The following is a 7,936-nucleotide window of genomic DNA, read 5'->3' as shown; positions in this document are numbered from 1 at the left end:
CACATGCCGTGTACGTTTCGGCGGGCGCGGAGACTGCGACCGTGCTGCAGCAGGACGGCGAGGTCCAGCTGCTCGACCAGGCGGGCCAGCGGCCCTGCTACGACGCGACGTCGACGGTCACCGCGACGGTGACGCCGGCGGCGACCGCCAGCGCACCGGCGCCGAGCAGTACCCGCCTACGGCCCGTGAGGCCGAACGCTTTGTCCACAGTGTCCTCCTGGTGGTGGGAATCCGGCTCCGGTCAGGCGAGCATCGCCCGGCCGAAGTGGTCGTCGGGCCCGGTCACGCCGGGCAGTGCGAAGAAGTAGCCGCCGCCGAAGGGCGAGATGTAGTCCACGAGCGGCTCGTCGACCAGGCGGGTCTGCACCGCCTCGAACTGGCGCAGCGGGTCCCGCTGGTAGCAGGTGAAGACCAGGCCCATGTCGAGGTTGCCGTTGCCGTCGATGCCGCGGTCGTAGTTGAACGCGCGGCGCAGCGGCCGGCTCTGGTCGGTCTCCGGGGTGCGCGGGTTGGCCAGCCGGATGTGGCTCGTCAGCGGGATGGTCGTGCCGGCGGGGTCCTCGGCGTAGCGCGGGGTGTCGTGCTCGTGGACGCCGTCCAGCGGTGCGCCGCTGTCCCGCCTGCGGCCGAACATGTTCTCCTGCTCCGACAGCCCGACCCGGTCCCAGAACTCCACGAGCATGCGGATCAGCCGGACCACCTGGTAGCTGCCCCCGGTCGTCCAGGCCGGCTCGGCGCCGGTGCCGGTCACCCACACGAGCCGGTCGAGCTCGGCGGAGGTCGGGTTGCTGATGCCGTCCTTGAAGCCCATGAGGTTGCGTGGGGTGCCGGCCGGCCGCGGTGGGGAGCTGAACCCGTTGATCCGCCACCGCGGCTGCATCCCGCCCCGGGTGGCGCGGGCGATGTCGCGCAGGGCGTGCACGACGGTGTCGGTGCTCGTGGCGCCGATGATCAGGCTGAGGTCGCCGTGGCACTGCGCGGGGTCCAGCGCGTCGTTGGGGAACGTCCGCATCGCGGTGAGCCTGGCGGGTCTGCGATCGGCGAGCCCGTAGCGCTGGTCGAACAGGGAGGCGCCGACACCGACCGTCACGGTCAGGTCGCCGGCCGGCAGCACCGGGCCGAGGACCCCGGAGTCCGGCGGGGGAGCGGAGATCCCCACCTCCGCCGGCGTGCCACCCGCGGTGAGGAACCGGGCGCGTTCGGTGATCGCGCGGAACAGGTCCACCAGCTCGGCCCGGCTCTCCGCCACCACGTCGAACGAGGCCACGACGGACTGCTGGGCGGGTGGCCGGCGGATCCCGGCCTGCCGCCGGCCGTGGAACGGCACGGTCTCCGGCTTCGCCGGTGGTGCCGGGTCAGCCGCGCCGAACGCGCCGGCACCCGCGGCGATACCGGCCCCGGCCGCGACGGTGGCCGCGGTGGCACCGGCCCCGGCGATGGCACCACGCAGGAACGACCGGCGGCCGACGTGCTCGCTCATGCCCCCGCACCCGCCCGGCCGGGGATGTTGGATGTCCTCCAGTTGGGGCTCGCGGGGCCGGTCATGCGGTCCGCCTCGGGGCGGTGACGGTGGCGACCGGTGCGAGTAGTTCGGTCAGCTCGCTCACCGCGGCGTTGATCTTCTGCCGCAGGCCGTGGTCGAGCAGCGGGACCGGCGTCCAGCTGCCGTCCGGCCGCTGTGCCGCGTGCAGTGCCCGGTCCGTGCGGTCCACCCAGCTGTCCACCTCGGCCAGGTTCGGCAGGCGCGACGTCAGCAGCGGGCGCAGCACGGTCAGCACGGCGCGGGAGCCGTCGAGGTTGGCGAGCGCGGTGGCGATGTTCGTGCCGCTGCCGTAGTCGGTCTTGGCGGTGAGCTCGAACCGCAGCGTGTTCTCCATGATCTCGTGGGCGCGCAGCCCGAGGTCGTTCGGGTCGATCTGCTGGTCGGGGAAGGAGTCCCGCAGCCCGCGCACGTCGGCGTCGAGCCGGTCGGCGACCGGGGTGAGCGCGGCCATCGGCTCGTCGTGCCACAGGCCGTACTCCAGCCGGTGGAAGCCCGTGAAGTCCGGGTCGCCCACGCCGCCGGCCAGGCTGTCCGCGGTGCCGTTGATCGCCCCGTCGCTGTCGCCGAAGGCGCCGTAGGCGGCGCCGAGCCGCTCGTAGGACAGGTGCGCGGCCGACCACGCGGCCCGGCTGCCCGCACGGTCCCCGCCGCGCACGACGGCGGCCAACGTGCCGGTGAGGTTCGCGAGGGTGGCCAGCCCGCCGATGACGTGGTCGCGGTACTCGCGCACCGGCACCAACAGGTCGTTGGCGGTCACGGGCACGACCGCGGGACCGGACCCGCCGTGCGCGCCGGTGACGCGCACGCTCGGACCGACGAGCGCCCCGGTGTCCTCCACCAGGCACCGGAAGGCGTAGACGCCGTTGCCCAGCCGCACCCGCAGGGTCCCGGTGGTCCCCGGCCCGAGGCCCTCGACCTCGCCGTAGATCGCGCCGGTGCCCGGGTCGATCAGCTCCACCTCGGCGGTGGACACGCCCGAGTTGCGCAACTGGAAGCTCTGCCTGCCCGGCTTCGGGTCGGCCCACCCGCGCCCGCACGCCGACCGCGACACGGTGATCACCGGATCCGGCGAGGCGCCGGCGCGTTCCGGCGATCCGTCGAGGGCGAGCAGGGTGCCGCCGGTGGCGAGTACCACCACGGCGCCCAGCGCCCACCACGTCCGCGAGCGCACCACCGAGCCCGCTCCCATCGCTCGACCGGATGACCTCCGCAGCCTAGGCCGTCGGAAAGAAACAATCACCCTCCAGCGCTGGGGCATTCTTGATAATGAGCAATGAGTTGAATGTGACGAAGGTGGCCTTCGTCTGGTTCTCGCTCAGGCTCGCCGGCGCGGCGGTGTGCTGTGGTGATGTGGTCACAACGCCCAGGTCAACACGCGGTGACGGCCGAACGGACTGCTATCGTGGTGCCAATGCGACAGCCCGGGGTAGTGAGCGATCTCCGTCGCCTCGGCCTCCACGATCACGTGTGCTGGGGCTTCGACGACGACGTCGCCTTCAGGGCGGCGGCGGTGTCCTTCCTCCACGCGGGGCTCGCGCTCGGGCAGCGGGTGCGGTACCTGGGTGAGCGCGAAGACGATGTGGCCGCGCAGCGCTTCGGCGCGACCCTCGTGCTGCGCGCCGACCAGCCCGTGCCGCGCCGGCTGGTGCGGTTGCCGGGCTGGGAGACCGTCCGGGTGGAGGTGGCCGCATGAGGACCGGAGCCGCCGCCGGGCACACCGGCTACTTCCACGAGGCCGTCTACTACGCCAGCGACCAGGAGCTGCTCGCGGTCGTCCTCCCGTTCGTGCGCGGCGGCGTGGCTGCGGGCGAACCGACGGTCGTTGCGTTCGGCGAGCGGCACGCCGAGCTGGTCCGCGCCGCCCTGCCCGCCGAGGACGCGAGCAGGGTGCTGTTCCAGCCGGGCGGCGACATGTACGCGCGACCCGCCTCCGCCATCCGCTCCTACCGCGCCATGCTGGCCGACTACACCGCGAGCGGCGCGCAGCAGATCCGGATCATCGGCGAGCTGCCCCCGACCGAGCTGGGTGCCACCTGGGACTGGTGGGTCCGGTACGAGGCGGCCGTCAACCACGCGTACGACGAGTTCCCGCTGTGGAGCATGTGCGCCTACGACACCAGGACCACCCCGCCCGCGGTCCTGGCCGACGTCGCGCGCACCCACCCGAGGGCGGCCGCGCCCGGCGACCGGCACATCCCGAGCCCGGACTACGTCGAGCCGACGTGGTTCCTCCGCAGACGCACCCCGGTCGCGCCGGACCCGCTCCAGCTGACCCCGCCGCCGTTCGAGCAGAAGGACCCGCCTCCCGGCGACACCCGCACGGCGATCCAGCGTCTCAACGAGACGGTCCCGGGCGGCATCCTGCCCCGGGACAAGCTGGCGGACCTGCAGATCGCCGCCACCGAGGCGATCGCGAACGGACTCGTCCACGGCCGTCCACCGGTCGTCGTCCGCTGCTGGGCCGGCACCGACCGCATCGTGGTCACCGTGACCGACCGCGGCGACGGCCCCATCGACCCGTTCGCCGGCCTCCAGGCCGCCGCACACGCCCCGAACGGCGGCTTCGGCCTGTGGCTCGCCCACCAGCTGTGCGACCACGTAGCCATGGACCGCACCGACGGCGGCTTCACACTGCGCATGATCAGCGGCAACCCCCACCACCGCGTCGACACCCCGCAGCCAACCACCGACTGAGCCGGACCACGGTGCCGGGCGGTGTTGCCTGGCGGCGGTGCCGGAGCGCATTGCCGGACCGCGTTGACGTTGACGTTGACCTTGTCGGACCGTGTTGACGTTGCCGGACTGCGTTGCGCGATGGCGGTGCTGGGCGGTGTTGCCCGGCGGCAGTGCTGGAGCGCGGGTGCTGGGCGGTGCTGGCGGAGCGCGTTGCCGGCGGTGTTGCCCGGCCGCCGAGTGTGTCACCGTCCGGGACGCAAGATCACCTACAGCCGGTTCATCGTCAACCGGGTGCCGTTCGCCGCCGCGCGGTGGGGGCTGGGGTGCGATGCGGCGGACGCCACAGACATTGTCAACAATTGTGAATTCAATCTTGACCACGAAGTTGTGAACGCGTACATCTGGTACGCGACGGTCCCGTCGAGCAGGGGGAGTCATGGCAGCGCACTACGTCGTCCGGTCGGTCGAACGCGCCGATGCGGGGACCATCGCGGCTCTGGGTGAAGCGGGGGTCGCCACCGCGCACGAGGTGGCGGGCCGGGTGGGGCTGCTCGGCCCCGAGGTCCGGCCGCGGCAGGACGGGGCCGTGATCGCCGGGTCGGCGATCACCGTCTCCTGCCATCCCGGCGACAACCTGATGATCCACGCGGCGGTGGAGGTGTGCCGGCCCGGCGACGTGCTCGTCGTGACCACGACCTCGCCGTCGACCGACGGCATGTTCGGTGACCTGCTGGCCACGTCGCTCATGTCCCGGGGCGTGCTCGGCATCGTCATCGACGCCGGGGTCCGTGACATCGCGTCCCTGCGGGAGATGGGGTTCCCCGTCTGGTCCAGGGCCGTGCACGCCCAGGGCACGGTGAAGGCCAGCCCCGGTTCGGTGAACGTGCCGGTCGTCGTGGCGGGGCGGCTCGTGCGGCCCGGCGACATCGTCGTCGCGGACGACGACGGCGTGCTGGCACTGCCCGCCGCGACGGGTCCCGCGGTGGTGGCCGCGGCCGCCAGGCGGACGGAGAACGAGCGGACCAAGCGCGAGAAGCTGGCCGGCGGCACGCTGGGCGTCGACCTGTACGACCTCCGCCCGCTGCTCGCGAAGCTCGGCGTCGAGTACGTCGACCGGCTTCCGGAGGGCGGTGGCGCGTGACGGCCGGCATTTCAGACGGCGGCGTCCGCTGCATGCGGATGCGGGGCGGCAGCTCGAAGGGCGCCTACTTCCTGGCCCGGCCGCAAGCTGTTCGACGGGTTCGTGTGGCCCCGCGGTGGACAGTGCAGTGGAAAGGAACCGCATGAGCCCTGACCCCCTCCTCACGCACGACCCGGACAGGCGCAGGGACATCGCCCACGTCGGGCCGGTCGAGCTGTACACGCCCGTGCTGGCCGCCTCCCGCGACTTCTTCGTCGACCACATGGGGCTACGCGAGGTGCACCGCACCGCCGACTCCGTCTACCTGCACACCTGGGACGACTACCAGTCCTGGACGGTGCGGCTCGTCCAGCGCGACAGGGCGGGCATCGGCCGCACCTACCTGCGTGCCGCGAGCCCGCAGGCCCTCGGCCGGCTCACCCAGGCGGTCGACGGCGCCGGCTTCGGTCGCGGCGTGGTCACCGACGTGCGGGGCCTCGGCCCGGTCCACCTCTTCGCCGACCCCGACGGCCACGAACTGGGCCTGTACTGGGACGTCGAATGGTACCGGGCCGACGACACCGACCGCCCCGCGCTGAAGAACCAGGCCGCGCGCTACCCGGGCCGGGGCGCGAACCTGCGCCGCCTCGACCACGTCAACTACCTCACCGCCGACGTGCCGGGCACCGCCGACTTCCTGCGCGACGTGCTCGGCGCGCGGTGCACGGAGCAGATCGTCTCCGACGACGGCAGCCCGCAGGCGATCTGGTACAACCTGGGCAACAAGTCCTACGACCTCGTGTACACAGAGGACTGGACGGGCAGCCGGGGTCGCCTGCACCACGTCGCGTTCGCTACCGACACCCGCGAGGAGATCCTGCGCGCGGCGGACGTGTGCCTCGACGCCGGGATCCACATCGAGACCGGGCCGCACAAGCACGCCATCCAGCAGACGTTCTTCCTCTACGTGTGGGAGCCCGGCGGCAACCGGATCGAGCTGTGCAACGCCGGCGCCCGGCTCATCCTCGCGCCCGACTGGAAGACGATCAGCTGGACCCGCGAGGAACGCGCGAAGGGCCAGGCGTGGGGGCTCAGGACGATCGAGACCTTCCACACGCACGGCACGCCGGTCGTGGACTAGGGGGCGCCACCGTGATCATCGACTGCCACGGCCACTACACGACCGCGCCCGCCGCGCACACCGGCTGGCGGCTCGCGCAACAGGCGGCGTACGAGTCGGGAGAGCACCCCCCGCCCTACCCGGCGATCTCCGACGACGAGATCCGCACGTCCATAGAGGACGGTCAGCTGCGGCTCATGCGGGAACGCGGCGTCGACGTCACGATCTTCTCGCCCCGCGCGTCCGCCATGGGCCACCACTTCGGCGACGAGGCCACCAGCGCCGCCTGGTCCCGCGCCTGCAACGACCTGATCGCCCGGGTCGTGTCCCTGTTCCCGGGCAGCTTCGCCGGCGTCTGCCAGCTGCCGCAGTCCCCGGGCGCGCCGATCGAGGGCGCGGTCGGTGAGCTGCGCCGCTGCGTCGAGGAGCTGGGATTCGTCGGCTGCAACCTCAACCCCGACCCGAGCGGCGGCCACTGGACGTCCCCGCCGCTGACCGACCGCCACTGGTACCCGGTCTACGAGGCCATGGTCGAGCTGGACGTCCCCGCCATGGTGCACGTCTCCGCGGTCACCAACCCGAACTTCCACGCCACCGGCTCGCACTACCTCAACGCCGACACCACCGCGTTCATGCAGCTGCTGCAGGCGGACCTGTTCACGGACTTCCCCGGCCTGCGGCTCGTCATCCCGCACGGCGGGGGAGCGGTGCCCTACCACTGGGGGCGCTTCCGCGGGCTCACCGACATGCTCGACCGGCCCCCGCTCGCCGAGTCGGTGATGCGCAACGTCTTCTTCGACACCTGCGTCTACCACCAGCCCGGCATCAACCTGCTCTTCGACGTGATCGACGTCGACAACATCCTGTTCGGCTCGGAGATGATCGGGGCCGTGCGCGGCATCGACCCGTCGACCGGCCATCACTTCGACGACACCCGCCGTTACGTCGACGCCCTGCCTCTTGGCGCCGAGGATCGGCGGAAGGTGTACGAGACCAACGCCCGCCGCGTCTACCCCCGCCTGGCCGCGGTGCTGACTCCCTGAACGAGGAGACGAGACTGTCGCGCGGTTGGAACGATCGGCACATCTCGCCGCAGGACACGTGCGCATCGTGAAGGGCAAGCTGGTGATCTGACTCGTTGCGGCTTTGCGGCACTCATTCGAGATTTCGGAGGGGGCTTCTTTGTTTGCTTCGTTTTCGGTGTTCGGTGGGTGCGTGGTGCGTGTTGAGTCCTCGGTGTTCGGTGGGTTCGTCCGTGCGCGTTGGGTCCTAAGTGGTCGTTGGGGTTGATGGTGTGCGCTGTGTCCTAAGTGTTCGCTGGGTTCGGTGGTGTGCGCTGCGTTCTGGGGTCCCGTGGGCTTGTGGTGCGCGCCTCGTTCTCGGTGTTTGGTGGCTTGCCGGATCTGTTGGGTCCTGGCTGCTCGGTGGTTGGTGGTGCGCGCTGCGTCCTCGGTGTTCGGTGGTGGCGGCGGGATTG

At 71.9% G+C, this 7,936-nt stretch carries 7 protein-coding genes; 5 read left to right on the top strand and 2 right to left on the bottom strand.

The genetic code is table 11. The features are described from left to right. Positions 1-241: 241 nt before the first annotated feature. Both efeB and ACJ73U_RS40630 read right to left on the bottom strand, forming a co-directional pair. Positions 242-1,480, bottom strand: a complete 1,239-nt coding sequence (gene efeB / locus ACJ73U_RS40635; protein ID WP_407783113.1) for an iron uptake transporter deferrochelatase/peroxidase subunit — start codon at positions 1,478-1,480, stop codon at positions 242-244. A 61-nt stretch (positions 1,481-1,541) separates the two neighbouring features. Further along, entirely contained in the window at positions 1,542-2,732 is a 1,191-nt protein-coding gene (locus ACJ73U_RS40630) for an EfeM/EfeO family lipoprotein (protein WP_407783112.1), read from the bottom strand. Between the two features lie 240 nt (positions 2,733-2,972). Here ACJ73U_RS40630 and ACJ73U_RS40625 point away from each other — a divergent pair, with 240 nt between their 5' ends. From ACJ73U_RS40625 to ACJ73U_RS40605, 5 genes are all read left to right on the top strand, one after another. Beyond that, positions 2,973-3,236, top strand: coding sequence for an MEDS domain-containing protein (locus ACJ73U_RS40625; RefSeq protein ID WP_407783111.1), 264 nt, complete (start codon positions 2,973-2,975; stop codon positions 3,234-3,236). Continuing rightward, positions 3,233-4,237, top strand: a complete 1,005-nt coding sequence (locus ACJ73U_RS40620) for an anti-sigma factor RsbA family regulatory protein (RefSeq protein ID WP_407783110.1) — start codon at positions 3,233-3,235, stop codon at positions 4,235-4,237. Before ACJ73U_RS40625 ends, ACJ73U_RS40620 begins: the two co-directional genes overlap by 4 nt. 418 nt (positions 4,238-4,655) lie before the next feature. Continuing rightward, complete coding sequence (locus ACJ73U_RS40615; RefSeq protein ID WP_407783109.1) at positions 4,656-5,360, top strand: 4-carboxy-4-hydroxy-2-oxoadipate aldolase/oxaloacetate decarboxylase; 705 nt, start codon at positions 4,656-4,658, stop codon at positions 5,358-5,360. A gap of 142 nt (positions 5,361-5,502) precedes the next feature. Beyond that, entirely contained in the window at positions 5,503-6,480 is a 978-nt protein-coding gene (locus ACJ73U_RS40610) for a VOC family protein (protein WP_407783108.1), read from the top strand. 11 nt (positions 6,481-6,491) lie between these two features. Beyond that, positions 6,492-7,502 carry an amidohydrolase family protein gene (locus ACJ73U_RS40605; protein WP_407783107.1) on the top strand — a complete coding sequence of 337 codons (1,011 nt, stop codon included), beginning with the start codon at positions 6,492-6,494 and terminating at the stop codon, positions 7,500-7,502. Positions 7,503-7,936: the final 434 nt, after the last annotated feature.

Source organism: Actinophytocola sp. (assembly GCF_045807065.1).
In the GTDB taxonomy this organism is placed as follows: Bacteria; Actinomycetota; Actinomycetes; order Mycobacteriales; family Pseudonocardiaceae; genus Actinophytocola.
This window is presented reverse-complemented; position numbering and strand designations above follow the sequence as displayed.